Below are 24471 nucleotides of genomic sequence, written 5' to 3'. Positions count from 1 at the left end.
TTGCCTGGAGGCCGTGAGAGCCTGCACTCTTGGCCTCTAAAGACCCCTCGGACGGCGCGCCTCTCCATGAACCAGATCACTCTGACCGGCACTACGGTCGAACTTCAACCCCTGCAACGTGAACATGCGGCTGCACTGGTCGAGGCTGCCGCCGACGGCGAGCTTTGGAACCTCAACGTTACCCACGTGCCGGGCCCCGAAACCGTCGCCAAGTACATCGACCTCGCCATCGCCGGGCGTGAGGCCGGCACCATGATCCCGTTCGCCATTGTGCGTCGCGACGGCGGCCAGGTGCTCGGCAGTACACGCTTCTGGAAGGTCGACCGGGTTAACCGCAAGCTCGAGATCGGCCATACCTTCTTGGCGCAATCGACGCAAAAAACCTCGGTCAACACCGAATCCAAATTGCTGCTGCTGACCTACGCCTTCGAAGTGCTGGAGTGTGTGCGGGTGCAGTTCACCACGGATGAACTCAACGAAAAATCCCGCGCCGCCATCCTGCGTCTGGGTGCCGTGCAAGAAGGCATTGTGCGCCACGAACGCATCATGCCCGACGGGCGCAAGCGCAACTCGGTGCGCTTCAGCATCATCGATTCGGAATGGTCGCAGGTGAAGGCCAATTTGCAGGCCAAGCTGCTGCGATAAGGAGGAAGCACTCATGTACACGCTCTACGGCATTGATGAATCCGGCTCCTGCATGATCGAAATCGCCTTGCAGCGTTGCGCGGTGCCGTGGCGACGGATCGACGCCAGTTCCTGGGACTACAGCGAGGGCAGCGAAGCCCTTGCACGGATCAACCCGCTCAAACAGATACCGACCCTGGTCACCCCCGATGGGCAGGTGCTGACCGAAAGCGCCGCCATCCTGATCCACCTGGGCCTGGAGTTTCCCGCTTCCGACCTGCTGGCCGGCAACCGCGCGCAGATCCTGCGTGGCCTGCTGTACATCGCTGCCAATTGCTACTCGGCAATCGGCATCATCGACTATCCGCAGCGCTGGCTGGGCAATGCGGATGAAGCGGTGCAGGCGCAATTGATCACCGGTACGCGTCGCTATCTGCATCATGCGTGGGTGGTCTTCGCCGAACAGTTTGCCGACCAGTTGTTCGCCCCGAACGCCGTGCCGAATGCACTGGGCATCATGGCCGCAGCGGTGTCGCGCTGGGACGAGGCGCGCGAGGTGTTGGGCAACTTGGCGCCAGGCTTTGCCCAGACACTGGTGCAGGTGGACACCGACCCCATCGTGGCGCCCGTCTTTGCGCGACATTGGCCGGAATGGGACGTCTCGTAATGTTTCCGCAATCAGAAGAAACAATGACCGTTGCCCCCACCCAACCCCTTGCGTAGCGGGCGTCCTGACCTACGCTTCTTAACGTGGTGTAGGAATCATCCTTGAATTTGACTGTCGCAGACATGAAACTCAAGAACCCTGCATGGAATTCAAAGGAGGTGCGCATGCTCATCCGGTCGCTGACCCTGGCTACCTTGATGGCTTTTACGGGGCCGCTGTTGGCCGCGGATGATATCAACCCGCTCAAGCAGGACTTGGGCAAGTCCCGCCCGCTGGTAGTGGTGGAGCTGGATTCCGGCAACGAAACGCTGGCCACCCTCAAGAAACAGATGGACGAGCCTGCCAACAAGCAGTCCTTTGAAGAGCGCAGCATGGTCTTCTACACCGTCAAGTTCGGCAGTATCGGTGCCGAAGGGGAGAAGTTCGCCAAGGACGCGAAGGACAACAAAAAGCTCACGCCGCCTGAAACCAACGCGCTGATCCGCGCCCTCAAGTTGGGCGCCGGCAGCGGCACCAAAGTGATCCTGGTGGGGAAGGACGGCGAAAAGAAAGTCGAGAAAACCGTGCCACCGGATACCCTCGATCTGAAGGCGTTTTTCAGCGCGATCGACCAGATGCCGCAGGCTGAAAAAGACCTTGCCGCGCCTGCCGAGCCGGAGCCTGCCGCAGCTGCTCCAGCCAAGGGCGCCAAAGCGGCCAAGCCCGCAAAACCCGGCAACAAGCCTGCCGCGCAACAACTGGATGATTGAAAATACCTAACCCCTGTGGGAGCGGGCTTGCCCGCGATGACGCAGTGTCAGTCAATACACCTTTGAATGACCCATCGCTATCGTGGGCAAGTCCGCTGCTACAAGTGTGTCGCAGCCTTTTCAAATTTTTGGGGCTTTACGCACCGGAAACGGAAAGTAGAAAAACCGCAAGAACGCCACTCGCTTGATCACTTCCCCGATCAGCAACGGCACGACCACCGCCACCACCAGGCCCAGGCATGCGGCCAGGAAGGGATGCAGACCCAGGCGCTCCATCAGGTCGACGGTCTTGTGCTGGATTTCCCCATGGAAGATCAACAGGATCAGGGTCGACTGGCCGATATACGTCATCGCCCGCGTGATCACGGCCGACACCATCAGCACCCGCGCCAATGCCCAGCACGCGTACACGCCGATCACCGCCAGCAGGCTGGTCCACAACCAGTGGTCGTAGCGCCGTTGTGCCAGGTCCATGGTGGCGTGGCTGTAGAGGAACACTGCGGCGAACAATGCCACCGCAATCACCACCGTCAGCAGCGAGCCCTCATGCCTGCGCAGCCAGTCGCGCAACAGGTAGCCGTAGATGAAATAGGTGCTGCTGATCAAGGTGACTTCAAGGCTGAACGGGAGGCCGGGCAGCGTCCAGGTGTGCCCGCCGACGGTCACCGGTATTTGCCAGAACCACGGCAATACCCAAATACCGATTAACAGTTGCACCACTATCAGCAGGCAGCTCACCGGCAGTGACAGTTTCAGACGCTGGATCAGTCGCAGCATCAACCAACTGAACAGAATCGCCACCCAGAAATGCGGCAAAAACCACAGGGCCTGCCACGGAATTGTGTCCACCGAGGCGTACAGCACACCGCCGATATCCGGCAGCAGCGGTTGCCAGCGCAACACCGCGCGCACGATCACGTACACCAGCATGGTGAAGAAAAACGGCTTGAGCAGGCCGTCGGCCTTGCGTATCGCCATTTCCACAAAAGGTTGCTCGGGCTTGAAGAACACCCCGGACAGGAAAAAGAACAACGGCAATATGAACGAGGCGATGATCGGATACAGCACGTCCGGCGAGTTAGCGACAAACCAGCTGTGGCCATACACGATCATCAGGATGCCGATGCCTTTGGCAATATCCATCTGAATCCAACGATGTTTCAAGTGACCACCCCCAATTGCTCGTTCATGCCTTGCGCCACGGCTTCAGCCATAGCCCCATACTCAACAACACCACGGCGCCGGCCAGGGTACTCAGCCCCAGTTGCAGCCACACGCCTTGAATTCGAAACAGCGCCAGCGCTGCCAGGCTCATCAGCCCTGCACTGAGCAGCCATTGCCGCGCCCAGGGCAGGGCGTCGAGCAACGACTGTCGCTGCATCAGCAGCAATGCGGTGCAAATCACGCCCGCCAAGGCGGCCAATGGAATACCCGCCAGGCCAAACACAAAGGGCAGGGCGCCGAGCAACAGCACATTGACCAGGCTACCCAGCAACTCGCAACGCAACGGCTGGCGCGTGTCGCCGGCGGCATAGGCATAACGCGCCAGCAACGCGTTCCACGCGCCGAATACGAGCGGCACGGCAAACCACGCCAGCAGCAGCGGCAACGGCGAGTCGGCCGATTGCTTGGGCAGCAACAACGCCACCAGGCTGGGTGCTGCTGCCACCAGGCCAACGCCGGCAGGCAACGTGAGTACGCTGGCGGTTTCCAGGCCGCGTTTGAGCAAGGCCAGGCGCTCATCGCCCTGGCGTCGGCTCATCATGCCCAGCAACACTTGGTTGAGGCTCATCAGTGCAATCAGCGGCAGGTTCATCAGCTTGCGGGCGAGGTTGACCCACGTCACGGCGCCTTCGCCGAGCAGCGATGCCACCAGGCGCTCGATCAACGCCAACCCCTGGCTGGCACCATTGCTTAACAGCAGCGGCCCGATGCGTTGGCCCAGTTCCCGCAACGGCGTGAACGACAACTGCCAGCGCCACGGCCGCCAGCCCTGACGCCAGATCGACGGCAGCAGTGCCAGTGGCATCAACAGACTCCCGGCCACACACGCCAAGGCGAGGGTGTGCGGTTCAGTCGCGGTGCCCGCCAGGGCGAGGTACGTCACCGGCGGCAGGTTGAACAGCAGCGAACCCAGGCCCGCCAGCACAAACCGCTCACTGGCCTGCAACGGAATACTGAACAGTGCATGCAGCATCAACCCCGGCACGCACCAGGCCACGATCTGTAAGTTGCTACCGGCAAGCGCCGTCGCGCTGGCCGCCAACCCTGGCCCGAGTAATTGCACCAGCCATGGCGCCAACAGCGTCAGCAACAGGCTGGTGACCAGCGCGATCAGCATCAGCGCCGGGAACAGCACCGCCAGCCAATCCAGGCGTTCAGCGTCCTTGCGTTCCAAGTACAGCGGCAGCGCGGCGGCGCTCAATACGCCACCGGCCAGCGACATGCGCAACGCCTCGGGCAAAAACAGCGCGATCAGGAACGCATCGCTGCGTTCGCCCGCGCCCCAGGCGGCAACCAGCAACCACTCGCGGGCAAACCCGAGGCACAGGCCAAGCAAGGTCGCAAGCGTCAGCCAGACGGCAGAACCGAGCATGGTTAAGGCCGCGCGCCGTCAAGGATCGGCTTGCGGTAAGCCACGGTCTTGAGCTGCGGCAGGCGTGCCGGAAACAGTCGGCGCGCCTCCAGCACATTGAGGCCCACCATCAGCCAGAACAGCGCCACCATCACCACCGCAAAGCTGAAGTAGTGGTCAAACAAACCGCTGACCAGCGCCGAGAGAATCCCGGCAGTGCTGCCCAGCCACAGCGCGTTGTCCTTGGTCAGGCGGATCGGGCCTTTTTCCGGGCGCGCCTCACGCCACCAGCGCACGGTGACGGCGACAAACAGCAGCATGCCGACAATGCCGATCTTGTAGATGAGGTTCAGCCACAGGTTGGAGATCCCCAGCAACAGAGTGCCCGGCACCGGTGGGTCGACCTTGAAGCCAATGCCGAACGGATACGCCGCCACCGCCTGCGGGAACATGCGGTATTCATCGACGCGCACTTCGGTACTGGCGTTGTCCGACGAAAAGATCGTCGCCAGGCGGTCCTGTAACGGTGGATAAGCCATCACCAGCGCCACCGTCAGCGCGGCGCCGATCATCAACAGACGCCCGGTGTACGGCACACGGCGTGTCGCCATCCACATCAGCACCAGCGCCAGGCTGACCATCGCGCCACGGCTACTCGCCAGCAGCAAGGCCGCAGCGCCCAGGCACGCCACGCCCAGGCCCAGCGCGCGCTTCCAGCCTTGTTCGGTCATGCCATAGCAGAACGCCAGGGGCAGCAGCAGCGCCATGATTCCGCCGATGGCGTTCGGGTGCATCCACGGCGAGCCCATGCGCGACGCCATCGCCTCCAGGCCGAATTTCAACATGTCGAAGTTGCCGTAATTGAACACCGCCAGGATCGGCGCAATGCCCGCCCCCGAGCGGGTGCGCACAAACACTGCAATCGACAGCACCAGCATCGTCAGCGTGCCCAGCAGCAGGGCGATGACCAGCGATTCGCGTTGCTTGTAGCCGGTCAGCAACTTGGCGCAAAGGAACACGCCCGAGAGGTTCAGCAACCAGCGCAGCCAGTTGGCCGTGCCGCTGCTGTCGGCGTGGATGCTGACCTGGCCGACGATAAACGGGAACACGCTGAACAGCATCAGCCACAACAGCGCCTGGTCGGTGGGGCGCCGTGACAGGCGGGGTGTATCAGGCACGCGCGACAGAAAACTGTGCCACACCACCGCCCCCCAGGTCAGCGCGAGGACGGCTTCGCTCACCGTACTGCGAATGCCCAGGTTGACGGTCGAATACGGCATAAAGGTCGCGACCCCGGCGAACAGCAACAAGCCCCAGAACGGGAAGCGCAGGATGGTTACCGCAGCCGCCAGACCGATCACGGCGAGGAAGGCCTTGGCCGGTGACAGCATCAAGGCGAGTGCGCCGAACAACAGGCCCAAGAGGATGGCGACGAGGCTTGCCAGGGGGAGTCTCATTTCAATTCCTCGATCAGTTCGGCCAGACGTCGACGATAAGCCTGGTGGTTGAAACGTTGTGCCCACAGCTTGCGTTGTTCGGGAGAATCTTCGGTAGGGCGCCCCACCAGCTCGACCATCAATTGCACCAGCGCGGGTGCGTCGCTGGGCGAAAAGCGCGGGGCCGAAGGCGGCGTGATTTCATCCAGCGACGTGCCGCTGGCCACCGCCACCGGCGTGCCGACGCTGAGGGCTTCAATTACCGGTAAGCCAAAACCTTCAGCATAGGACGGCTGCCACAGGCGCGAGGCCTTGCGGTACAGCCCGTGCAATTGTGCATCTGACACACCACTCAGGGCGCGAATACCCGGCAGGCTGCGCTGGGCTTCGGGCAGATGTTCGAGGCTGCCTACCAGCACCAACTCGGGTACGGCGGGAGACAGGCGACGTGCCTGCTGCCAGGCGTCCACCAGAAACGGCACGTTCTTGCGCAACTCACGGGTGCCGACCAGCAGCCAGTAATGTTCCGGCAACTGGTGCGCCGACAGGTCCGCAGCCAGTTCGACAAAACCCTCCACTTGATTAGGCAATACGCGAATCTTGCCCGCCGCCTTGGGAAACAGCCGCGCGGTTTCATCGGCGCTGTACTGCGAGGGCGTCCATACCCGATCTGCGCTGTGCACTGCATAGGCGATCGAGAGTCGATCGCTGGTCTTGTAGATCAGCGCCTTCAAACGGTTGGCGTGGTAGTTGTTCAGGGTGATCTGGAACAGGTCATGCAACAGCACCACGGTACGCAAACCCTTCGGCTTGGGGGGGAGCGGCAGGCCCATATTGAACGTGCTGATGTACAGGTCGATGTGCTGCTCACGTAACGCATGTGGCAGAAAACCAGCCTCGAACCGCAGGCGATTCTGCGGTTGGTGCATGGCCGTCTTCGCGCAGCCCCAGGTCGGGCAGTGGGCCTGCAAGCGGGTTTCATCGCCGAGGGGGGCGACGGTGAACCGTTCAACCTCGACATCCGGCAGCGTGCGCAGGGCATTTTCCAGCGCGTACACCTGGCGACTGATCCCCGATTGCGGTGAGGTGCCGACGGTGCGGTAATCCAGGCCTACACGCATGCGGGTTCCTTTTGACTGAGCGGCGACAGGCTTGCATACACCTGCTCCAGTTGGCTGGCGGCGACACTCCAGTCATGGGCCCGGCGCACATACGCACGGCCCGCTTCACCCATCGGCGTGGCGGCTTCGGGAAATTGCAGCAGGCGTACCACGGCGTCCGCCAGGCTTTCGGCGGTTTGCCCGCCGAGGTAATCCAGGCCCTCCACCAGATCCAGGCCCGACACGCCTTGTTCGGTGCTCGCCAAAGGCAACCCGGCGGCCAGCGCTTCCAGCACTTTCAATTTGGAACCGCCGCCATGGCGCAAGGGCGCCAGAAACACCGAACAGCTCGACTGCAGGTTCAACAGGTTCGGCACGAACCCTTGCCACTCGATACGCGGGTCCTTCCAGCGTTCACGCCAACTGTCGGGCATGCCGAAACCGCACACACTCATGCGCGCATCCGGGCAGTGCTCCCAGACCCTGGGCAGGATTTCATCCAGGGCCCATTCGATGGCGTCCACATTGGGCGCATATTCATAGTTGCCGAGGAACAACACTCGGCGCGCCGATGGGTCGGGGTGAGCGGCGGCAAAGTGATCACAGTCCACGCCATTGACGACTACCGGCACCGGTTTGCCGGCGATCCTGGTCAGCACCTGTGCATCGCTTTCGGTGACCGCCACCACCTGCGCGGCCTGGCGCATCACGCGGCGTTCCCAGCGCGCGTAGCGCCATTGATCGTAGCGAATGAACGGCAGCGCCCACCGGGGCAGGCGATCGTAAGTGGCCGCGCCCAGCGCCGATTCAACATTGTGCTCCGTCAGCACGAAAGGCTGGGATTTGCGTGCCAGGGCGTCTTCATAAGGCTGGAAGGCATACGTGTGCTCGATCTGCACCACGTCCCAGTGCTCTTTGAGCAATTGATTGAAAGTGTCCTGCAGCGCGCCCGACAAGCCATTCACACTGGCCAGCAGCGGGTAGGGCGCAAACAGCCCGGCCACCAGGGTTTTCAGGCTGCGCAGCGGGCGGCGTGGCAGTACGATCAATTGCTCGAGGAAGGCTTCCAGCACCTGGCGGTCAGTCAGCGACACCGGGTGCTTGTCATGCAGCAGCAAGGTGATCCGATGCCCACGCGCAGCCAGGCTGCGCAGCAGGTGGAACTGGCGCGTCTTGCCGCCGCTGGTGGCGGGCCAGGGCGAGTAGGGCAGGATCCATAAAATGCGCATGGCGGGCTTCAATCCCATAACAGAATTTGCAGGTTCGACTTGACCGGAACGGTCAGCCCATTCGTGCCACTCACCGGCGTTTGCGTGCCGCGCAACGGGTCGTACAGGGTGGCGCTGGTGAGGTTGGGCAAGTGTGCGTTACCGCCCTGGGCCGACCAGAAAAACCACAGCTTGTGGCCATCGGCGCGGGTCCAGCCGATGCTGAACAGGCCGTCGGGCAATTGGTCGGCAGTGGGCGGGTCGCCGGGCGTGAGTTGTGGCCCACTCACGTCGAGGAAATTCTTCAAGGCGGTGTAGACCGGCTTGGGGTTGGCGTCGATGTCGAGTAAACCGTAAGACTGGTCGCGCACGCTGGCGCGTTGATCCAGGTCGCTCAGGGTGAACAGGAAGATCTTGTCGAAATCCATCGCGCTCATCAGCGCCACGCGGCGCACCACGTAATCGGCCTGGCCCTGCAAGGTAATGAGGTCCTGGGCGTCTTTCGGCCCGGGGTAGGTCGACCAGCCCCATTCGGTGCTCCACAGGGTTTTTACACCGCCGGCGCGCAGGGTCTGGTTGAGTGCGGTGGTCTTGGCGATAAAGTCCAGGTTCGCCGGGTCATTGCCTTCGGGCAGTTGGGTGTAAGGGTGATAGGAAATGACCGTGTTCAAGCTCGTCACACCCAGCGCGCTGAGGGCCGCGAGCATGGTCTGGCCGTTGGGCATTTCGCTGAAGAACGCCATGCCGGCAGCCACTACGGGTTTGTTCGCATCCACAGTTCGCAATGCCGCGGCGGTGGCGGTCAACAGGCTGGCGTAGCCTGCCGGGTCAGCTGCCGGGCGCCAAAACCCCAGCAAGTTGGGCTCATTCCAGACCTGCCAGGCATCCACGCTGGGGTAGCGTTGCGACAGCAGTGCCATGCGGTTGGCGAAGACGTTCGGGTCCTTGGGCGGATACTGGTCCTGATACGGCGCGCCGGCTGGTGCGGTGGTGATGAAGGGCGCCGAGCCCACCAGGTAGAACACCGATTTGAGCTGGTTGTCTTGCAGCTTGCCCACCAACTGATCAAGGGTTGCAATCTGATACTGGCCCTCTGCTGGTTCCAGTTGATCCCAATGCAAATCCAGGCGTACCCATTGCAGGCCCAAGGCCTTGAGGCGGTCGATCTGCAACTGATACAGCGTGGGGCTGAACCACAGGAACTGCGCGTTCACCCCCAGGAAGTCCTTCCACACCACCACCTTGTTGCCCTTGAGGACATGGTTCTCGGCGTCGGCCTGGCGCCCCCACATAAAGGCAGTCAGGCCGAGTGCGGCAACCACCGCGAGGATAGCGAGATAAGCCCGTTTACGCGCCATAAGGGGCTCCCGCAATCGCCTGCTCGAAAAGTAGCTTGAACTTCTGCGCGGTCAACGGCCACAGGCGTTCACGCCCAATTTCCCCGGCACGCTCGGCCCATTCGCGCGCCAATGTCGGTGCACGCGCCAGGCGCAAGAGTTGTTCGCTCAACGCTGTCACATCGCCTTGGGGATAGATCGCGCCATTGCCGCTGGCGACTTCTTCGGCAAACGCCCGCGCATCCGACGTGATAGCCCCGCGCCCACATGCGGCGGCCCAGGACAGTGCGCCGCTGGTGCCGCGTTGGCGCCCGAGCAGGCCGAGCTTCTTCGACTCGCGGTACGGCAGTACCATCACATGGTGCGCCTGGATGGTTTGGGCAATCTCGCTGGCCGGCAAGTTCAGCCGCCAGTCGATGGAGCCCGCCAGGCCGAGTTCGGCGATCTGGCTGTTCAACTGCTCCAGGTAGTTGCCGCCCGCGCCAAACGCCATTTCGGCGGCCGTGCCACCGGCCAGGGTCAGGCGCACACGGTCACGTAATTCGGGGGCTTGCTTGAAGACATCGGCCAGGGCCTGCAACAGGTCTTCAATGCCTTTGCCACGGTAGATAAAGCCGAAATACAGCAAGTGCAAGGTGTCCAGCGGCGGCAAGGGTGCTGGTGCAATCGCCAGGTTGGCGTGGTTGATAACTGCCACTTTGCCGGCCGGCAGGTGCATGCGCTGGCTCAGGCAGTCGGCGCCGAGGCGGGTGAGGGTAATCAGCCGCGTCAGGCCTTGGGCAACATGGCGTTCTTCGCGCAAGGTGAGTGGATCGGCCAGCACCACGGCCGCCTGCGGCAATGGGCTTGGCAAACGTTGCAGCAGGTTCAGCGGGAAGGGCAGGTGCTCGCGCCGCCACACCATGCGTTCCGGATCATGCACGGTGGCGGTCAGCGGCAGCCTGGGGTAAGCCTTGCGCAACTCGCGCAGGGCCAGGAACTCCCCAAGCCGGCCGCCACCCAGTTCGGCGTGGACCAGGTCCACGCTGTGCCAGTCGAATGCGGCGATAGCCTGCTTGATTGCTTCGGTAGTGCCTTCCGCGCCGCTCAACGGTGTCGCCACCGTCACGCCCAGTTGCTCCAATGCCGTCTTGAAATGGTTCGCATAGTCGGCGATGCCATTTTTTTCCGGTGGCAAAGGCGCAAGCAAGGCGATGCGCATCAGAACGCTCCCCGGTACTTGGCGATCGTTTTAAGCACCTTGGCCGGCACTTCAAATTTGCGTCGGTTGATGATGATGCCATCCACCTTGCCGAACGCCGTGTTGAGGATCGACAGCGCGTGTTCCACCACCGGCACCGTGCTTTTCTGCGCTTCCACCACCAAGGCGATCAAGTCGGCACGGCGCAGGTTGATAAAGGCATCGCGGTTATCCAGCAGCGCCGAGGCATCCAGCAGCACCAGTTCGCCAGGTGCAGCAGGTTCCACGCCGCCGACCCGCACGGCAATGCCGTTTTCCTGCAGCAATTGGCGCAGTTGCTCGACCACGAAGGTCACCCCTTCACCATGACGTGCCGAGGTCAGCCCCAGGGTCATGCCTCGCTCGGCAATACGGTCCAACTGCAGTAACCCATACAGCCGGTAAATACTCGCATTGAACGCGTTGGTACTTTGCGCAGTGCTCGTGTCCAGCTCCGGCAACGTGGTCCACAGTGGCAGACCGAACTTGCGCTCCACCAGGCCGCCGTCGTGAATACGCTGGTCCAGCAGGTAGCACAGGTAAATCACCAGCAAGCCGACAACGATGGCAAACGGAATCGCCAGTAGCAGCATCACCAGGGTTTTTGGGAAGATGCGGCCCGGGTTCAGGGTGGCTTCTTCGATCACCGCAATATTGCTGATCTGGCTCTTGTCCAGTTCACGGTCGATGCGTGATTTTTCCAGGTTGTCCACGTACAGCGCGTAGTTGCGTTCGGTAGCGCTTAGCTCGCGCGCGAGACGCGCCAGTTCCGGTTCGATCTCCATGGCATCTTTGCGTTGGGCTTCGAGATTCACCAGTTGTTTTTGCTGCTGTACAAGCTGGGTGCGCAGCGCCAGGTTGTTGCTCGACTCGTCCAGCAGCACGCGCTGCAGGTGGATTTCCAGGGTGTTAGGCGCACGGTTTTCGGAGGATTGCACCGTGTTGCTTTCACTGGCGACCTGGGCTTGCATCGCACGAATCGACGCATCCAGGGCTTTGACCGGCGGCGCGTTGTCGGTGTAGGTGCGCATCATGTCGGCTTTTTCCAGCAGCTTCTGGTTCAGCAGGCGACGCAAATCCTGCTGCTGCGGGTTCAGCGCGATCTGGCGTACGGTGGTGACTTCCTTGGGTTGGGATTTCAGTTGATCGCGTGTGCTCTGCAGCGCACTGTCGGACGAGGCGATCAGGCGGGTGGTGTTGAAGGTCTCGCCGCGCAGCACGTTGATGCGTTCGGACAAGTCTTCCAGGCGATCGGTGATGCTCGCCGCGCCGATCTCATTCAAGTGCTTGAGGATCTGCTCTTTATAGCTCTTGATCTCGGTGGCGCTGGTGTTCACCTGGCCTTCATAGAACGCGTACAGGCTCTTGCGACCCAGCGCCTGGGTACGTTCGGTGATATAGGTCTCGATCCAGTCCTTGACCACGGCCTGGGCAATTTCCGGGTCGCCCCACCTGAAGCTGATATCCATCACCGTGGAACCTGCGGCGTGGCTGACCTCAAAGTTCTTTTCCAGGCTCGCGGCCAGGCGCTCCACCGGCGTGGTTTTTTCCACAATGCCTACGGTTTCGAGTACCACGCGAATGCCATCGAACACCGCACCCACGCCGGCCTTGACGTAGTGCTTGGTGCGCTTCCAGAAGCCTTCGGGTGGCGGCGCGTTTTCGATAAGTTCCAGATAATGCTCGGCGACGGTGCGCACGATCGGGCGCCCGGTCAGTAAGCGCTCCTCGTCGACAATCGGGTCGCGCTGGGTGCTGGGCATCACCAGCGCCTGGCGGTTGCTGATCTCGATCGGCAAGGTTGAATCACGCCCCGGCTTGACCAGCAGGCGAGCGGTGGATTCGTACTTGGCCGGCAGCAAAAATGCACCCAGCAGGATGATCACCAGCGCCGCGATGGCGGCCAGTTTGAACTCTTGCCGGAAGATGAAGAACAGGCGCAGAAGATCACGAAAAGAACGGATCTCGATCATGGGATGTCGCTCCTTTAGTTACTGGAACTGCTGCTGGTTCGCGTGTAGTTGTAGCCAACCCCGATCGACTTGGTGAACGGGATCAGTTGGTTCAAGTAGGTGTCCACCCCTTGGATACGCTCGCCCACGTTGGATTTAGGCACGAACACCACATCCCCGCGTTGCAGGCGCACCGATTTACGCCCGTTGGGGCCGGGTTTGAGGTATTGGCTGAAATCCAGGAAATAGGCGTGATAGGCGCCCTGGGCGTCTTCACGCAGCAGTGCAACCATGCTCGCATCGCCCGAGGGGTTCACCCCGCCAGCACCGACAATGGCTTGCTCCAGGGTGTTGGCCGTGCCGATCTGCACCGCAGTCGGGTTATTCACCGCGCCGCCGACGATCACCGAGTTAGCCGGTGCCTGGTTGATGTTCACCGTCACCCGTGGCTCGCGGTACACCGGCGCCAGCTTTTTGGTCAGCTCGCTGGCCAGTTCCGAGGGTTGGCGACCGGCTACCTGGATCGGGCCCAGGAACGGATAGTTGATCTTGCCGTCCGTTTGCACCGTGTACAGCGTCAGCTCATAGATCGTGCTGACGTTGAACGCGGACAAGGTCGGCATCTCCCCGGCATCCCGTACGATACGCAGTTGGTCGCCGACGCGGATACGCTCTACGGCCACTGGTAGCTGTGCAAGCTGGTCGAGGGCGCGCTTGCCGTCTTCGATGGTCTTGTCGTCCGGAGGGACGATGCGTGCGGGCGTATTGCAGGCGGCCAACGCCATCATGGCCAGGACGAGCAAGGTTCTTTTCATCAAGGGGGACTTCCTGTGGGTCATGATGCTCACCTCCAATAACCGGGGAACATGCTGATGCGCCGCTTGAGGGCGAGGGGGAGCCGGCGTTCCAGATGGCCCAGCCGATAGCCGAGCAACTTGAACGCGCTGCGCACCAGTACTTCGGGTACGCGGTGCAATGCACCGGCTGCGCGCAAGGCCGCGAGCTCAGCCAGTACATAGCGTTTACCTTCACCGCCAGCGTCGCCAAAGGCCTGGCGAATCCACGGCTCGCGACCGTAGAACACGCCAATGTCGAAGTAGCGGTGAAACTCATCCATGAGTCGGTAATCGTGGGAGTGATACACCCGCGCGGTGGCGGCGTAGCGCACGGTGTAGCCCTGGAGGAGCATGCGCGCAGCGACGTAGGCGTCTTCGCTGCCGATCACATCGGCGGGGAAGCCGCCGACTGCCTGCAATGCGCTGCGTCGGTATACGCAAAACGAATCAGAGCTGAAGCAGGTCTTGATGCCCAACTGCGGTGCATCGGCCATGCTCTTGCTGCGACTCTGGGCCGGGTAGTTGAAATGTCGCGACTGCGCGCCCAGCACACCGGCGCCGGGGTGTGGCAATTGCCGGCCGTACGCCACGCCGCTGCGCGGGTCTTGCTGCAATTCGTCAAGCAGGTTGGCAAAGGTCTCGGGGCTGTCGGGGATCGCGTCCTGGGTCATCATGATCAGCGCATCACCGTCCACCTGTTCACTGGCCCAGCGGCGCGTGCCGCCGTGGTTGAAGTCTCGGGCGTCGATCACCTCGACCCGGGCGCCGAAGTCGCGAAACCGTGCCACGGTGTCATCGCTGGAGGCGCTGTCGACTACCAGCATCTCGTCCGGTTGCAGGGTCTGCATTTTCAGCGCAGGCAGCAGCCGCGCCAGGTGACTGGACGCGTTGCGGGTCGGGATGATCAACGAGGTGCGCATGTCACTTTTTCACTTCTGCGGGTGCACGCCCATAGATGTCATCAAAACGCACGATGTCGTCTTCGCCCAGGTACTCGCCGCTTTGCACCTCGATCATCACCAGGTCGATGATGCCGGGGTTGGTCAGGCGGTGCTTGTGCCCGGCCGGAATGTAGGTGGACTCGTTGGCATTGATCAGAAATTCGCGGTCGCCATTGGTGATCTGTGCGGCGCCGCTGACCACCACCCAGTGCTCGCTGCGGTGATGGTGCATTTGCAACGACAGCGACGCCTGGGGCTTGACCACGATGCGCTTGATCTTGAACCGGCTGCTTTCCTCCAGCACGGTGTAGGTGCCCCACGGCCGCGTGACGGTGCGGTGCAGGCTGTACGCCGGATGATTCTGACGCTTGAGTTCCGCGACAATAAAGCGCACGTCCTGGCTGCGGTGGGCGTCGGCGATCAGCAGCGCATCGGGGGTGTCGACGATGATCAGGTCGTGTATGCCCACGGCGCCCAATACGCGCTTGGGCGAGTCGATGTAGCAGTTGTGCACGTCATGCAAAATCGCTTCACCGTTGACCTGGTTGCCATGCGCATCGCTGGGCGTGAGTTGGCGCAGCGCCTCCCAGGAACCGATGTCGCTCCAGCCAATGTCGCAGGGCACGACGGCGACTTGCTTGGACTTCTCCATTAACGCCACGTCGATGGATATATCCGGCGCGCTGCCGAAAGCGTCAGGGTCCAGTTCACGCTGGCGCGAGGTTTTGTTTTGCAGGTCATGGCTGTGTTCCAGTGCCGCTTTGGCCGCTGTCAGCACGTCGGGGGCGTGGGCGGCGAGTTCGTCCACCAGGGTGCTGGCCTTGAAGCAGAACATGCCGGCGTTCCACAGGTGCTTGCCGCCGTCGAGGTAGCCTTGCGCGGTGGCCAGGTCAGGTTTCTCGACAAAGCGTTTGACCCGGAAGCCGTCGCCCAGTGCTTCGCCTTTTTCGATGTAGCCGAAACCGGTTTCCGGGTGGTCGGGCTTGATGCCGAAGGTGACCAGGTAGCCGGCTTCGGCCAGGTCGCGGGCTTGGGTGACCGCTTCGGCGAACGCGACCTCATTGAGAATCAAATGGTCGGCGGGCATCACCAGCAACTGCGCCTGATCGCCGAAATGCTCTTGCACGTGCAGCGCCGCCACAGCGATGGCCGCCGCCGTGTTGCGGCCGAATGGTTCCAGCAACAGGTCCAGGGGCAGGTGGGCCTTGTTGACCACGCGGTAGTCATCCAGGGTGCGAAACAGCAGGTCGCGGTTGGTCACCGTGAGCACGCTTTCCACGCCGGGCAGTTTAGCGGCGCGCTGGAAAGTTTTTTGCAACAGGCTCTGGCCATCGCGCATGCGCATGAAAGGCTTGGGCATGTTCTGCCGGGAGACCGGCCACAGCCGTGTGCCCGAACCACCGGAAATGATGCAGGGAATTAATCCGTTGAGGGTATTCATCAATAGACTTCCTTGGTGGAGAGGACGGCCGGGACCGTCATGAAGACGATGTACAAGTCAAACCACACCGACCACTTGGAGATGTACTCCAGGTCGTACTCGACACGTTTCTGGATCTTGATCAGGGTATCGGTTTCACCCCGGTAGCCGTTGATCTGCGCCCAGCCGGTGATGCCCGGCTTGACCCGATGCCGCGAACTGTACTCGCTCACCGCGACTTCGAACGGAATACCCGCGGCCTTGGTTGCTGTGGCGTGGGGACGCGGGCCGACCATGGACATATTGCCCAGCAGCACATTGAACAACTGCGGCAGCTCGTCGATGCTGGTCTTGCGAATGATGCGGCCCACACGTGTGATGCGCGGGTCTTTGCGGGTGGTCTGTTGCTCGGCGGTGAAGTCACTCTGGTCGGTGAACATCGAGCGGAACTTGAACACGCGAATCTCGTTGTCGTTGTAGCCGAACCGGTTCTGGCGAAACAGCACCGGGCCCTTGGAGTCGAGCTTGATTGCGATCGCCGTCAGCAGCATCACCGGCGACAGCGCCACCAAGGCCAGGCTGGCCAGCAGCAAGTCTTCACAGCGCTTGATGAACGGCGACCAGCCGCGCAGCGGTAACTGCGAGGTGTTGAACATCAAAATGCCGCCCACGTCGGTGATGCGGCTGTGGCCATAGCGCAAGGCGGCCATGTCGGGCACCAGCATCACGTTCACCGACATCTGGCGCAGGCGATTGACCAGCCCGTGGATGCGTTTTTCGGCGGCCCAGGGCAGGCAGATCATCACTTGGTTGACCTGTTCGGCACGGATCAGCTTTTCCAGGTCGCGGGTATTGCCCAGTAGGGGCAGGTGGCTCAATTCCTTGGGAATGCGCTCGGTACGGTCGTCGATGAAACCGATCAGGCCGGAACGGATATCGCCATTGCGTTGCAGGTGGTCGGCGACGTGCACGGCCGTGTCAGTGAAGCCCAGGATCACCGTGCGTTGCAGGTATTTGCCTTTACGCATCAGGTTGCGATACAGGCGCAGCATCACCAGGCGCTCAAGGCAGAACAGCCCGAGGCTGGCGAAGTACCAGGCCACCAGGTTGCGCGGAGTCAATTGCGGGAAAAACTGCAGGATCTGGTACATGAACAGCAAGATGCAGAACGCGGAGGACCAGGCCACGATGCTGGTCCGCAGGCGCAGACGATTGCTGAACAACTCTTCTGAATAGATCCCCAGTGCATGGAAAAGAATCACGCTCAGCACTGCAAAAAACAGCAGCAGGCCGAGGAAATGGGGGCGCAATTGGGGGTCCATTGTGTCGAAGAAAAATACCAGGACCAGCGGTGGCAAGATAGCAGTCAGGCCGTGTACCAATTTGACGAAAACCACAAAGAACTCAACAAAACCCGCACGGGTTAGAAACAGGCTTACGACTGACGACTTTTCTCGCATAAAAACATCCCTCATTGCACTCCAGGCTTTCTGTTCGCTGCTTTTGAGGGCAGGCGAACGATGGCAACTCTGGGTAAAACGCAAGCCTTTCCCTTCCAAAACGAAGGAAATGCGTGGGGGCAGTGGCTAAAGGAGTTTTCCGGTTATTGGCTTTGTCAGTGAGAGAAAACGCCTTTTTTCTGACCTTGTCAATAAGTTGACTTTTTTTCGGATGGGCTGCCGTAGACACCTTGTTTAGTCTTTTTGTGTGTCATTTTGTTGACTTTCCTTGTCGGTTCACTCGGTCCTAGGGTGTGATTTTGAGTGTAGAAACAAATGTGAGAATTTTCCTGCCGTGCGGGAAAACCTTTTTTGAATGGAGGTAGGAAAGAGGGACAAGGAGGGTTTTGAAAGGCGGCCCAAGTGCCCTGAAAATGGCGTTCGAGCGGGTATGAGCGGCCTTTCAAACGCACGCGTAAAAATCGTGTGCCTTGTTATAAAGTTGTCCAAAAGGCAGCTGGCGCCGACCACGGCGTTTTTATTAAAAAAGTATCAGCGCAATTTTTTGTTTGTATCCATTTGACTACTTTACCGGTCGCGCTCTCGGGCGGATGACGTGGAAGAAATGATCGACTTCAGGCATTCAGCCATTTCTTTGAGCGCTACGCGCAGCGCCAAGCCCCATTAATGGGCCGGGCGCTGATGTCGCGTCCAGCGGGGCAGGGTAGGTCAGCGCAGCCGTGCAGCGGCGCGTGCCACAACCTCGGCACGTACCCGATGCGACTCCGCTGTGCGCTTGTTGGCTTCCTCCAGAACGTGCTTGGGGGCGGTTTCCGGGCTGCCCGCGTCGAAGGGTGGCGCCGGTGCGTATTCGATCTGTAGTTGCACCCGTTGCGCGACGTCCTCGCTGTACAACTCGGCGGCCAGCGTCAGGGCGAAGTCGATCCCGGCGGTGATGCCGCCACCGGTAAACAGGTTACCGTCACGCACCACCCGCGCCTGCACCGGGATCGCGCCGAGCGGAGCGAGCAGGTCGTGGTAAGCCCAATGCGTGGTGGCCTTGCGACCGCGCAGCAAACCCGCCGCGCCGAGTACCAGCGAACCGGTGCATACCGACGTCACGTAGCGCGCGGTCTGTGCCTGGTCCTTGAGGAAGTCCAGGGTGTGCGGGTCCTCCATCAGCGCGCCGACACCGGCTCCGCCGGGCACGCAAATCACATCCAGGCGCGGGCAATCGGCATAGGTCATGGTCGGGGTGAACACCAGCCCGGTGCTGGAAGTGACCGGCGCCAGGTCTTTCCACAGCAGGTGCAACTCCACATCCGGCAGCGAGCCCAGCACGTCATAGGGACCGGTGAGGTCCAGTTGCTGGATACCGGGAAACAAGAGAAAACCGATCTGCAAGGTCATGAGTGAAGCTCCGATTACGGGGGAGGTAGACGGCTTCACTCTAGAGGCCTAGGCTTTGGCGTATACGCCATTAAGCCCACCAATTACGCCAACCATGACTCGAATAATCCACGTACTCGCTTTTGATAACGCACAGGTACTCGACGTGACCGGGCCGTTGCAGGTGTTCGCCTCGACCAACGACCTGGCGCGTCAGCGCGGTTTGCCGTTGCCTTACGCGGCCTCGGTGATCGCCGCGCAGACGACGCCGGTGATTACCTCGGCTGGCTTGGCGCTGTTGGCCGAGCCTCTGCCCGCAGCCGACACGCCGTGCGACACATTGGTGATCGCCGGTGGCTGGGGTGTGTACGGTGCCGCCGAAGACGCCGAGTTGGTGGGGTGGGTGAAGCAAAAAGCCCAGCACACCCGGCGCATGACCTCGGTATGCACCGGCGCTTTTTTGCTGGCCGCCAGCGGCTTGCTCGATGGCTGTCGGGTGGCCACCCACTGGACTCGCTGTGACGAACTGGCGCGCAAATACCCTTTGCTGACGGTGGAGTCCAACCCGATTTTCATCCAGCAAGGCGCGGTGTGGACCTCTGCCGGTGTAACGGCCGGCATCGACCTGTGCCTGGCCCTGGTGGAGGAAGACCTCGGCCGGGCCGTTGCCCTGGAAGTGGCGCGGCATCTGGTGGTGTTTCTCAAGCGTCCGGGTGGCCAATCCCAATTCAGCGCGGCCTTGTCCCTGCAAAAAGGTGACAGTCGCTTCGCCGATTTGCACGTCTGGATCGCCGAAAACCTCAGCCTCGATCTGAACATTCCCACACTGGCGGCCCAGGCGGGTATGAGCGAACGCAGTTTTGTACGCCACTATCGCGCTGAAACCGGGCAAACCCCGGCGCGTGCGGTCGAGTTGATACGCGTTGACGCCGCGCGCCGGCAGTTGGCCGACAGCACAGCCTCGATCAAACGCATCGCCGTGCAGTGTGGTTTCGGTTGCGAGGAGACCCTGCGACGCAGTTTTCTGCGGGCTCTGGACGTCACACCCCAGGCCTATCGCGAGCGCTTCTGCCAACCGGCCTGAATGAAAACGTACCGGTTTGAACCCAGGTGATGTGTTATTGCACCGCCTTCAGCGCCGGCGCTTTCAGAAGATGAAATAATTCGTTTCGCCCAGGCCTGTTGCCAGGGCAGGGCAGGGTAACGTCTTCAGTGTCAGGGTCGCGGCTGCACGCTGACGTCACGTCCGATCAAGTAATTCGCAGATTGCTGCAAGGGTCGCCTGAGGTGCTTCCTGAGGAATATTGTGACCGACGCCGGGCAAGACTTCGCGCCGATAAACGCCGGTGAAATGTTCCACATCTTCATCCTCTACCGGGGCCGGGCCCACGCCATCATCGGCGCCGCACAACGAAATGCTCGGTACCGAAATCGGCGGCTGCAGTGCCAGGGCCCGCTCGATGAACTCCAGCGTGGGGTCGCCGGGGACGTACATGAAACGATGGCGGTAGGAGTGAATCACCACCTCGACAAAATCCGGGTTATCAAACGACGGCGCGGTCTGGCCATACAGAGCCGGACCTTCGGCCCAGGTCGGTGACCACAGCTGCCACAATAACTCACAGAGCTCACGACGATTGGCGGTCAGACCGTCTACGCCGCGCGGGGTGTGAAAGTAGAACTGGTACCACAGCCTATGCTCAGTCTGCGGTGCGCTCGGCGTGGGCGACTGGGCGATATCCTGAATGTTATAGCCATCCCCGGTCACCAACCCGCGCACCCGCTCCGGCCACAGCGCCGCGACAATACAGGCGGCGCGCCCACCCCAGTCATAGCCCGCCAGGGTCGCGCGCTGGATAGACAGCGCATCCATGAAATCCAGCAGGTCCTTGGCCAACGCCGCCTGTTGGCCGGAACGCATCACCTGCTCATCGATAAACCGCGTCGGGCCATAGCCACGCAGGTAGGGCACTAACACCCGGCACCCGCGCTCGGCCAGGGCCGGCGCAATGTCATCGTAGCCGCGTGGGTCGTAGGGGAAACCATGCAACAGGATAACCGGTTCACCGTCGTCGGGGCCGTGGGCTTCATAGGCCACATCGAGCATGGAAGTGCGCACGTAAAGTAGCGGGGCGGATGTGTTCATGATGCGCTCGAACGAGGTGGCCGAAGGTGCTGGAACTCTAGCCGATACCGAATGACGATGCGGCATGTACTTGAGGGCAATAGTCTTGCTCGCCGGGATGGGTAGCCAGCAGGCCGGCGTTTTTCAGCACCGGCTGGGGTTCCCTGGTGGCGTCCCGGTCAGGGTTGCCAGACGGTCTTCTCCCCGCTGAGTTTGCGGTCCAGAAAGGTCGCTGCGCTGATCAGCGCCAAGTGGCTCAGCGCCTGGGGTGTATTGCCCAGATGCCGGGCCTGGCTGTCGAACTCCTCGGCGTACAAACCCAGGGGGTTGGCGTAGCGCAGCAGTTGTTCGAATTCCAGGTGGGCTTTTTCGACTTGACCGGCCCGCGCCAGGCACTCGACGTACCAGAACGAGCAGGCGGCGAACGCGCCTTCGGTGCCTTGCAAGCCGTCAATCTGGCTGTCGTCGTTGCGGTAGCGATAAACCATGCCGTCGCGCACCAGGCTTTTCTGGATCGCCTCCAGTGTCGACAGCCAGCGTGGGTCAGTGGCCGCGACGAAGCGCACCAGCGGCATCAGCAACATCGAGCCATCGAGGGCGGTGCTGCCGATATGTTGCACAAAGTGCCCGCGTTCTTCATTCCAGAAGTTGCTCCAGATATCGGCATAAATCGCCTGCCGTGTCTGGTCCCAGCGTGCGAACGGGGCGGGCAGCGAGCGCTTGGAGGCCAGGCGGATTGCGCGGTCCAGCGCCACCCAGCACATCAGGCGTGAGTGCAGGAAGTGATGCTGCTCGCCGCGCATTTCCCAGATGCCGACGTCCTTCTGATTCCAGATTTCGCAAACCTGGTCGGCGACTTCCACCGTGTGTTTCCAGCCTTCGTGGGAGATGGCTTCACCGTATTTGTTAACCAGGTACACCGCGTCCATCAGCTCGCCGTAGATATCCAGCTGGATCTGGTCGAAGGCCTCATTGCCGACGCGCACAGGCTTGGCGCCGCCATGCCCGCTGAAGTGGTCCAGCTCGGTTTCCGGCAGTTCCTGGCGACCGTCAATGCCATAGAGGATGTTGATTTTGGTCGGCTGGCCGCAGCAGTCACTGACCCGGCCTTTGAGCCAGCGCATGTAGCTGTTGGCTTCCTCGATAAAGCCCAGGCGCATGAACGCGTAGACGGTAAACGAGGCGTCGCGGATCCACGTGTAGCGGTAGTCCCAGTTGCGTTCGCCGCCGGGTGTTTCCGGCAGGCCGAAGGTGGCGGCGGCGATGATGGCGCCGTGTTTGCGTGAGGTCAGCAGCTTGAGGGCCAGCGCCGAGCGATTGACCATTTCGCGCCAGCGCCCGCGGTAATTCGACTGCGCGATCCAGCCGCGCCAGAACTTCAAGGTTCGCTCCAGGTACAGGTCGGTACAGTGGTTGGTCACGCGCGGATCGTCCTCGCCGCCCAATACAAATTCGGCGCCTTCTTCCTGGGTCAGGGTAAAGCTGGCGACTGCCGAATGATCGTCGAGGCTTAACGGGTGGCTGCCGACCAGGCGCAGGCCAGGCTGGCCGTCGGCAGTGAACAGCACGCCGCCCTTGTCGGCCGCGGCGTGCGTTGCCGAGCGGGCATAGTCATGACGCACGGCGCAGCGCAGGTGGATCGTGGCCTTGCCGCTGACAACGCGCACCCGGCGGATCAACAGCGGCAGGTCGTCGATTTCTTCGGTGACCGCCAGCAGGTCGGTGATTTCCACCACCGCCTCATCGCTCAGCCACCGGGTTTGCAGCACGTTGGTGTCGGGCAGGTAGATTTGCTCGCGGCGGGCGTTGGGCAGGTCGGGAGTGAGCTGGAAAGCCCCGGCCTCAGGTGTGTCCAGCAGCGAGCAAAAGATCGACGGGCTGTCAAATTCCGGCCAGCAGAAAAAGTCGATACTGCCGGTGTCATTGACCAGCGCTGCACTGCGCATATCACCGATGATGCCGTGGGCATCAATGGCGCTTTGGGGTTCGTTCTTGAAATCAACCATTGCCACGAAACTCCGGATAAAGGCTCATGCCGCCATCGATGAACAGGGTGCTGCCGACCACGTAATCGGAGGCGTCACTCGCCAGCCAGACCACCGCATTGGCCACGTCCTCCACGTCGCCGACCCGGCCATAAGGAATCAGCTTCAATAACTCCTTTTGCGCCGCGCCTTCCGTGGCCGCACGGTTGATCGCCGTACGAATCGCACCCGGTGCAATGCCATTGATCCGTATGCGCTGCTCGCTGACTTCCTGGGCAAGGGTACGCATCAGCATCTCGACCCCGCCTTTTGAGGCCGCGTAATTCACGTGCCCGGCCCACGGGATGATTTGATGCACCGAACTCATGTGAATGATTTTGCCGGCCGCTCGCGACACGCCTTCGCGCACGCCTTGGCGATTGAAGATACGCACGGCGGCGCGGGCGCACAGGAACTGGCCGGTGAGGTTCACGCCGATCACGGTGTTCCAGTCGTCGAGGGTCATGTCCACCAGGTTGGCGTCTTTTTGCAAACCGGAGTTGGCGACCAGAATGTCCAGGTGGCCGAAGGCGTCGAGGGTCTGGGCGAACAGGCGTTCCACGTCGGCCTCTTTTGACACATCACCACCGATGGCCACCGCTCGGCCGCCGTCGGCGTTGATCTGAGCGGCGAGGGCTTCGGCGGGTGCCGCCTGGGAATTGTAATTGAGCACCACGGCCGCCCCGGCTTCAGCCAGGGCCTTGGCGGCGCCAGCACCAATGCCGGAACTGGCGCCGGTGACCAGGGCCACTTGTTGTTGCAATGAAATCTGCATCGCCCACCCACCGTTTTATGAGAGTCCTTTCTGCTGACTGACGCGACGGGGCACAAGTTCACCCGGCACCTGCACGCCGGGAATCAATTGCCCCACTTAATAGGAAGCATTACTATTCACGCCCCGCCTCCCCGGTGCTCTCGCGATGATTCCTCAGCCGCCCCGCAGAACAGGCTTTTTCGAGCATTACGAAGAGTTGATCGGAACCTGGACACGTCGCCTGAAAAACCGTCAGCAGGCCGAAGATCTGGCCCACGACACTTTCGTGCGGGTGCTCGAGTCGCGTTCGACCGAGGTTGAGCAACCGCGCGCTTATCTGCATCAAACAGCGCGCAATATCGCCGTAGACGCTTACCGCCGCGAAGACCGCCGTGAAGCGCTGGCGCTGGAAACCTTTGATCAGCGTTCGCCTCACAGCGGCGACCCGGAGCATTTCATGCACGCGATCCAGTTGGCGGACTCCATCGAGCGGGCCTTGGCCGAGTTGCCCGTCAACTGCCGCAGGATTTTCATCTGGCAGAAGATCGAGGGTCTCACCCAGCAGGAAATCGCCGTACGCCTGGGGCTTTCAAAAAACATGGTGGAAAAGTATATGATCCGCACCCTGCGGCATCTGCGTGACCGCCTGGATGCGATGGCCCCATGACCCGCCTTG

General features: G+C 61.6%; 21 protein-coding genes. 5 read left to right on the top strand and 16 right to left on the bottom strand.

Annotation, left to right across the window (positions count from 1 at the left end; genetic code table 11):
* Positions 1-66 precede the first annotated feature (66 nt).
* The 3 genes from ACDZ94_RS14920 (at position 67) to ACDZ94_RS14910 (ending at position 2040) form a co-directional block, all read left to right on the top strand.
* Positions 67-645 (top strand): GNAT family N-acetyltransferase, encoded by a 579-nt coding sequence (locus ACDZ94_RS14920; protein WP_064451713.1) that lies wholly within the window; start codon positions 67-69, stop codon positions 643-645.
* Between the two features lie 13 nt (positions 646-658).
* Positions 659-1291, top strand: a complete 633-nt coding sequence (locus ACDZ94_RS14915) for a glutathione S-transferase N-terminal domain-containing protein (RefSeq protein WP_064451714.1) — start codon at positions 659-661, stop codon at positions 1289-1291.
* Between the two features lie 164 nt (positions 1292-1455).
* The gene (locus ACDZ94_RS14910) at positions 1456-2040 is read left to right on the top strand and encodes a DUF4174 domain-containing protein (RefSeq protein WP_432750380.1); all 585 of its coding nucleotides are present in this window, start codon (positions 1456-1458) and stop codon (positions 2038-2040) included.
* Positions 2041-2160: 120 nt separating this feature from the next.
* Here ACDZ94_RS14910 and ACDZ94_RS14905 read toward each other — a convergent pair whose 3' ends face one another.
* The 13 genes from ACDZ94_RS14905 to inhA all read right to left on the bottom strand — a co-directional run bounded on the left by ACDZ94_RS14905 (position 2161) and on the right by inhA (position 18913).
* Entirely contained in the window at positions 2161-3183 is a 1023-nt protein-coding gene (locus tag ACDZ94_RS14905) for an acyltransferase family protein (protein ID WP_432750379.1), read from the bottom strand.
* A gap of 43 nt (positions 3184-3226) precedes the next feature.
* Positions 3227-4636 (bottom strand): lipid II flippase MurJ, encoded by a 1410-nt coding sequence (locus ACDZ94_RS14900; protein WP_432750378.1) that lies wholly within the window; start codon positions 4634-4636, stop codon positions 3227-3229.
* A gap of 2 nt (positions 4637-4638) precedes the next feature.
* Positions 4639-6072: an O-antigen ligase family protein gene (locus tag ACDZ94_RS14895; protein ID WP_064451718.1), complete on the bottom strand. Its 1434-nt coding sequence runs from the start codon at positions 6070-6072 to the stop codon at positions 4639-4641.
* Positions 6069-7172 (bottom strand): glycosyltransferase family 4 protein, encoded by a 1104-nt coding sequence (locus ACDZ94_RS14890; protein ID WP_432750377.1) that lies wholly within the window; start codon positions 7170-7172, stop codon positions 6069-6071. Before ACDZ94_RS14890 ends, ACDZ94_RS14895 begins: the two co-directional genes overlap by 4 nt.
* The gene (locus tag ACDZ94_RS14885) at positions 7163-8380 is read right to left on the bottom strand and encodes a glycosyltransferase family 4 protein (RefSeq protein WP_432750376.1); all 1218 of its coding nucleotides are present in this window, start codon (positions 8378-8380) and stop codon (positions 7163-7165) included. Before ACDZ94_RS14885 ends, ACDZ94_RS14890 begins: the two co-directional genes overlap by 10 nt.
* A gap of 8 nt (positions 8381-8388) precedes the next feature.
* Positions 8389-9717 (bottom strand): beta-galactosidase, encoded by a 1329-nt coding sequence (locus ACDZ94_RS14880; protein ID WP_432750375.1) that lies wholly within the window; start codon positions 9715-9717, stop codon positions 8389-8391.
* Complete coding sequence (locus ACDZ94_RS14875; protein ID WP_432750374.1) at positions 9707-10897, bottom strand: glycosyltransferase; 1191 nt, start codon at positions 10895-10897, stop codon at positions 9707-9709. Before ACDZ94_RS14875 ends, ACDZ94_RS14880 begins: the two co-directional genes overlap by 11 nt.
* Entirely contained in the window at positions 10897-12888 is a 1992-nt protein-coding gene (locus ACDZ94_RS14870) for a GumC family protein (protein WP_259762779.1), read from the bottom strand. Before ACDZ94_RS14870 ends, ACDZ94_RS14875 begins: the two co-directional genes overlap by 1 nt.
* A gap of 14 nt (positions 12889-12902) precedes the next feature.
* On the bottom strand, positions 12903-13682 hold the full coding sequence (locus ACDZ94_RS14865) for a polysaccharide biosynthesis/export family protein (protein WP_064451724.1): 780 nt from the start codon (positions 13680-13682) through the stop codon (positions 12903-12905).
* 29 nt (positions 13683-13711) lie between these two features.
* Entirely contained in the window at positions 13712-14623 is a 912-nt protein-coding gene (locus ACDZ94_RS14860; RefSeq protein WP_407017723.1) for a glycosyltransferase family 2 protein, read from the bottom strand.
* Position 14624: 1 nt separating this feature from the next.
* Entirely contained in the window at positions 14625-16085 is a 1461-nt protein-coding gene (locus tag ACDZ94_RS14855; RefSeq protein ID WP_064451726.1) for a mannose-1-phosphate guanylyltransferase/mannose-6-phosphate isomerase, read from the bottom strand.
* Entirely contained in the window at positions 16085-17524 is a 1440-nt protein-coding gene (locus tag ACDZ94_RS14850; RefSeq protein ID WP_064451727.1) for an undecaprenyl-phosphate glucose phosphotransferase, read from the bottom strand. The genes ACDZ94_RS14855 and ACDZ94_RS14850 overlap by 1 nt, the downstream gene beginning before the upstream one ends.
* Positions 17525-18232: 708 nt before the next feature.
* Positions 18233-18913, bottom strand: coding sequence for an isonitrile hydratase (gene inhA / locus ACDZ94_RS14845; RefSeq protein WP_262667487.1), 681 nt, complete (start codon positions 18911-18913; stop codon positions 18233-18235).
* A gap of 94 nt (positions 18914-19007) precedes the next feature.
* Here inhA and ACDZ94_RS14840 point away from each other — a divergent pair, with 94 nt between their 5' ends.
* Positions 19008-19976, top strand: a complete 969-nt coding sequence (locus ACDZ94_RS14840) for a GlxA family transcriptional regulator (protein ID WP_064451729.1) — start codon at positions 19008-19010, stop codon at positions 19974-19976.
* Between the two features lie 156 nt (positions 19977-20132).
* Here the strand turns inward: ACDZ94_RS14840 and ACDZ94_RS14835 are convergent, their stop codons facing one another.
* The 3 genes from ACDZ94_RS14835 to ACDZ94_RS14825 all read right to left on the bottom strand — a co-directional run bounded on the left by ACDZ94_RS14835 (position 20133) and on the right by ACDZ94_RS14825 (position 23816).
* Positions 20133-21038 carry an alpha/beta fold hydrolase gene (locus ACDZ94_RS14835; protein WP_432750373.1) on the bottom strand — a complete coding sequence of 302 codons (906 nt, stop codon included), beginning with the start codon at positions 21036-21038 and terminating at the stop codon, positions 20133-20135.
* Between the two features lie 158 nt (positions 21039-21196).
* Positions 21197-23023 (bottom strand): glycoside hydrolase family 15 protein, encoded by a 1827-nt coding sequence (locus ACDZ94_RS14830; protein WP_064451731.1) that lies wholly within the window; start codon positions 23021-23023, stop codon positions 21197-21199.
* Positions 23016-23816, bottom strand: coding sequence for a glucose 1-dehydrogenase (locus tag ACDZ94_RS14825; protein ID WP_064451732.1), 801 nt, complete (start codon positions 23814-23816; stop codon positions 23016-23018). Before ACDZ94_RS14825 ends, ACDZ94_RS14830 begins: the two co-directional genes overlap by 8 nt.
* A 145-nt stretch (positions 23817-23961) precedes the next feature.
* Between ACDZ94_RS14825 and ACDZ94_RS14820 the strand changes: the two genes are divergently transcribed.
* Positions 23962-24462 carry a sigma-70 family RNA polymerase sigma factor gene (locus ACDZ94_RS14820; RefSeq protein WP_064451733.1) on the top strand — a complete coding sequence of 167 codons (501 nt, stop codon included), beginning with the start codon at positions 23962-23964 and terminating at the stop codon, positions 24460-24462.
* Positions 24463-24471 lie beyond the last annotated feature (9 nt).

The sequence above is a fragment of the Pseudomonas sp. UBT genome (assembly GCF_050915955.1).
Lineage (GTDB): Bacteria > Pseudomonadota > Gammaproteobacteria > Pseudomonadales > Pseudomonadaceae > Aquipseudomonas > Aquipseudomonas antarctica_A.
Note: the sequence above shows the minus strand (reverse complement) of the source record. Positions and strands in the feature narration are given on the sequence as shown.

What these genes read in the sequence shown, in the direction of transcription:
- ACDZ94_RS14920 (WP_064451713.1), top strand. Translation starts at nt 67, where the DNA reads ATGAACCAGATCACTCTGACCGGCACTACGGTCGAACTTCAACCCCTG.
- ACDZ94_RS14915 (WP_064451714.1), top strand. Translation starts at nt 659, where the DNA reads ATGTACACGCTCTACGGCATTGATGAATCCGGCTCCTGCATGATCGAA.
- ACDZ94_RS14910 (WP_432750380.1), top strand. Translation starts at nt 1,456, where the DNA reads ATGCTCATCCGGTCGCTGACCCTGGCTACCTTGATGGCTTTTACGGGG.
- ACDZ94_RS14905 (WP_432750379.1), bottom strand. Translation starts at nt 3,183, where the DNA reads ATGGATATTGCCAAAGGCATCGGCATCCTGATGATCGTGTATGGCCAC.
- ACDZ94_RS14900 (WP_432750378.1), bottom strand. Translation starts at nt 4,636, where the DNA reads ATGCTCGGTTCTGCCGTCTGGCTGACGCTTGCGACCTTGCTTGGCCTG.
- ACDZ94_RS14895 (WP_064451718.1), bottom strand. Translation starts at nt 6,072, where the DNA reads ATGAGACTCCCCCTGGCAAGCCTCGTCGCCATCCTCTTGGGCCTGTTG.
- ACDZ94_RS14890 (WP_432750377.1), bottom strand. Translation starts at nt 7,172, where the DNA reads ATGCGTGTAGGCCTGGATTACCGCACCGTCGGCACCTCACCGCAATCG.
- ACDZ94_RS14885 (WP_432750376.1), bottom strand. Translation starts at nt 8,380, where the DNA reads ATGCGCATTTTATGGATCCTGCCCTACTCGCCCTGGCCCGCCACCAGC.
- ACDZ94_RS14880 (WP_432750375.1), bottom strand. Translation starts at nt 9,717, where the DNA reads ATGGCGCGTAAACGGGCTTATCTCGCTATCCTCGCGGTGGTTGCCGCA.
- ACDZ94_RS14875 (WP_432750374.1), bottom strand. Translation starts at nt 10,897, where the DNA reads ATGCGCATCGCCTTGCTTGCGCCTTTGCCACCGGAAAAAAATGGCATC.
- ACDZ94_RS14870 (WP_259762779.1), bottom strand. Translation starts at nt 12,888, where the DNA reads ATGATCGAGATCCGTTCTTTTCGTGATCTTCTGCGCCTGTTCTTCATC.
- ACDZ94_RS14865 (WP_064451724.1), bottom strand. Translation starts at nt 13,682, where the DNA reads ATGAAAAGAACCTTGCTCGTCCTGGCCATGATGGCGTTGGCCGCCTGC.
- ACDZ94_RS14860 (WP_407017723.1), bottom strand. Translation starts at nt 14,623, where the DNA reads ATGCGCACCTCGTTGATCATCCCGACCCGCAACGCGTCCAGTCACCTG.
- ACDZ94_RS14855 (WP_064451726.1), bottom strand. Translation starts at nt 16,085, where the DNA reads ATGAATACCCTCAACGGATTAATTCCCTGCATCATTTCCGGTGGTTCG.
- ACDZ94_RS14850 (WP_064451727.1), bottom strand. Translation starts at nt 17,524, where the DNA reads ATGCGAGAAAAGTCGTCAGTCGTAAGCCTGTTTCTAACCCGTGCGGGT.
- inhA (WP_262667487.1), bottom strand. Translation starts at nt 18,913, where the DNA reads ATGACCTTGCAGATCGGTTTTCTCTTGTTTCCCGGTATCCAGCAACTG.
- ACDZ94_RS14840 (WP_064451729.1), top strand. Translation starts at nt 19,008, where the DNA reads ATGACTCGAATAATCCACGTACTCGCTTTTGATAACGCACAGGTACTC.
- ACDZ94_RS14835 (WP_432750373.1), bottom strand. Translation starts at nt 21,038, where the DNA reads ATGAACACATCCGCCCCGCTACTTTACGTGCGCACTTCCATGCTCGAT.
- ACDZ94_RS14830 (WP_064451731.1), bottom strand. Translation starts at nt 23,023, where the DNA reads ATGGTTGATTTCAAGAACGAACCCCAAAGCGCCATTGATGCCCACGGC.
- ACDZ94_RS14825 (WP_064451732.1), bottom strand. Translation starts at nt 23,816, where the DNA reads ATGCAGATTTCATTGCAACAACAAGTGGCCCTGGTCACCGGCGCCAGT.
- ACDZ94_RS14820 (WP_064451733.1), top strand. Translation starts at nt 23,962, where the DNA reads ATGATTCCTCAGCCGCCCCGCAGAACAGGCTTTTTCGAGCATTACGAA.